Source organism: Microbispora sp. NPDC046933 (assembly GCF_040644635.1).
In the GTDB taxonomy this organism is placed as follows: Bacteria; Actinomycetota; Actinomycetes; order Streptosporangiales; family Streptosporangiaceae; genus Microbispora.
In genome coordinates, this window is sequence record NZ_JBEYWW010000132.1 from 1 (window position 1) to 1091 (window position 1091).

Annotated in this window: 1 protein-coding gene and 1 pseudogene; one reads left to right on the top strand and one right to left on the bottom strand. The window is 34.8% G+C overall.

The features are described from left to right. Positions 1-95: pseudogene (locus ABZ857_RS44340) on the top strand (IS3 family transposase); the annotation flags it as partial. A 111-nt stretch (positions 96-206) separates the two neighbouring features. Here ABZ857_RS44340 and ABZ857_RS44345 read toward each other — a convergent pair. Beyond that, on the bottom strand, positions 207-1091 hold an 885-nt coding region (locus ABZ857_RS44345; RefSeq protein ID WP_357056997.1), incomplete at its 5' end, for a M3 family metallopeptidase.

A 1091-nucleotide genomic window follows, 5' to 3' on the forward strand; every position in this document is an offset into this window, starting at 1 on the left:
ACCGAGGAATCTATGGTGCTCCTAAAATTCATCATCTTCTACTTAAACAAGGGGAAAAAGTCGGGTTAAAACTGGTACAGAAGCTAATGAAGCAAGTTCTCCGGTTATTTGTGTTTGACTTGAACGCATCCATTCTACTAACTCTGCTTTGACAACTGGTCGATTCATCATGGGGTTACTTGTACGTTTATATGTTTCAACCATTTTTAAAGATGGACTCCTTTTTCAACTAATTTTTCTAATTCACTCAATCGATTTTCAAAAAGCTCAAAGGCAGCATCTAAATAATCGGTAGATTCCATATCAACTCCAGCTTTGGCAATTACTTCTAAAGGATAAGCTGAGGAACCTGCCTTCAAATATTCAAGATATTTTTGACGATCCTCAGTTGAACCATGAACAACTTTTTCAGCTAAGAAAGTTGCCGCAGCAAAACCTGTTGCGTATTGAAAAACATAGAAATTATAATAAAAATGCGGAATTCTAGCCCATTCATACTGAATTTCTGGATTTTCTTTGACTGCTAAATTATAGTATTTTTCATTTATTTCGCCATAAAGTGAGTTTAAGTATTCACTTGTTAAAACTTCACCGGCAGCATCTGCTTCATGAATTTTTTGTTCAAATTCGGCAAATTGACTCTGACGGAAAACAGTTCCACGGAAACTATCAAGCCAGTGGTTCAAAAGGGCGAAGCGCTCCTTATCATCTTTACTTTCCTTTAATAAAGTTTCAGTTAAAATATTTTCATTTGTAGTTGAGGCAATTTCAGCTAAAAAGATTGGATAATCCCCATAAACATATGGTTGGTTTTCACGCGTGAAAGCACTATGCATTGAGTGCCCCATTTCATGAACTAAAGTAAAAAGATCATCTAACGTTTCTTGCCAATTTAGAAGCATAAAAGCATTGGTATCATAAGATCCACCTGAATAAGCACCCGAACGTTTTCCGATATTTTCTTCGACATCAATCCATCTTTGTTCAAAAGCTGCTTTAACTTTTCCTTTATATTCTTTACCAAATATCGCTAAAACTTCTTCTGCTTTTTTCACTCCATCTTCATAGTTAAATTTATAATCTAAATTAGA